We start from the raw sequence: 1,637 nt of genomic DNA, 5'->3' as shown, positions 1-1,637 counted from the left end.
CGTATTGTCAAAACTTTTATATTAAATAGGCTATAAAATACCTTGATAGAGGGCTTTTTGAGCAAAAAAATTGCCACCCCCTGAATTTTAGGAAATAGTGAGGTTACCACACCAAACACCAACCTAAAAAGGAAGTGACAAGTTGTACCCTCAAATTATAACCTATTTATTAACTTTTATTAAGTACCAAGAACAAATCATTCGAACATTGCTTACCCTACTTATCGGAAAAAACATGTTTGAAAAACCAACAGAGCAACCTGTGAATAAACCCTATCGAAAACTCCAGGTAGATGATCTTCCGATAATCGAACCACTGGAAAAACTTGATTACAAAACTCTTTTGAAGGAGTATTTCAACGAACACGGTAAGTCACTAAAACCTGTTCAAAGGCGATCTAATTCCAAGACTGTTGTACCTAAATCAATGAATTGTCCTAAGTGTGGTGCTCCGTCGGACTATCTTTATGCCAATAACGGAGATAAAGGTCAATTTCAGTGTAAGGTGTGTTCGTGTCTTTTCAGTGATAAAAATCGTTTTTCAAAAGAGGCCATTTTAAAGTGTCCTCATTGTTCAAAATCACTCGATAAAATTAAGGATAGAAAAGACTTTTTCGTCTACAAATGCAAAAACAACAACTGTTCTTTTTACCAAAGAAACCTTAAAGCGATGTCCTCCAAAGAGAAGACACGATTTAAGAAAGATCCTCAAGCATTTAAAATAAGATATATCTTTCGGCAGTTTCATATTGATTTTCTACCTTTGGCCAAGCAAACGCCTGAACTACCAGCAGTAGATTTGTCTAGGATTTATGCTTCACCACATACATTAGGTTTGATATTAACCTACCATGTTAACTACGGCCTTTCGGCCCGTAGGACAGCTGCCATTATGCAGGATGTTCATGGTGTGGCTATTTCCCACCAAACGATATTGAACTACGAAAATAGCGTGGCTCTTATGCTTAAGCCATATGTGGATTACTATCCGTATGAGCTTTCCGACCAATTCTGTGGTGACGAAACTTATATTCGAGTCGGTGGACGCTGGCATTATTTATTTTTCTTTTTTGATGCGGTTAAAAAGATCATTCTTTCCTATCCGGTGTCTCCTAATCGAGATACAGCGTCAGCCATTCGTGCGATAGATGAAGTGTTAGTAAAGATGAAGGAGATCCCGAAAGACCTAACTTTCGTAGTAGATGGAAATCCAATCTACCTACTAGCTCAACACTTTTTCGCACAACATGACATTTCGTTTGATGTGAAGCAAGTAATCGGGCTTACAAATGATGACCCAGTTTCAACTGAATATAGACCTTTAAAACAGGTAATCGAGAGACTGAATCGAACATTTAAAGGCAATTATCGCTCCACTCATGGCTTTGGCTCGCAACAAGGGTCGGTTTCTTTTGTCACCTTATTTGTGGCTTACTTTAACTTTTTAAGGCCGCACGCCACCTTGGAAGGTAAGGTACCTGTCGTGAACCCAGAATTATCAGGGCTTCCGACAATGCCAGCACGTTGGACAAAACTGATTGAGTTAGCACAAAACTGGATTATCGAGCAGCAAACCGCCTAACTTTTTGTTTAGCTGAGCCCCTTGGGCTATTCAGTAATCGGCGAAGCGAACTCTT

The 1,637-nt window shown here is 39.1% G+C and carries 1 protein-coding gene; it reads left to right on the top strand.

What is annotated here, in order from left to right; translation table 11 throughout:
* Nucleotides 1-142: 142 nt before the first annotated feature.
* Nucleotides 143-1,582, top strand: coding sequence for a DDE-type integrase/transposase/recombinase (locus ACFFHF_RS11915; RefSeq protein WP_160549950.1), 1,440 nt, complete (start codon nucleotides 143-145; stop codon nucleotides 1,580-1,582).
* Nucleotides 1,583-1,637: the final 55 nt, after the last annotated feature.

Source organism: Robertmurraya beringensis (assembly GCF_042433785.1).
Classification (GTDB): Bacteria; Bacillota; Bacilli; order Bacillales; family Cytobacillaceae; genus Robertmurraya_A; species Robertmurraya_A beringensis.
This window is presented reverse-complemented; position numbering and strand designations above follow the sequence as displayed.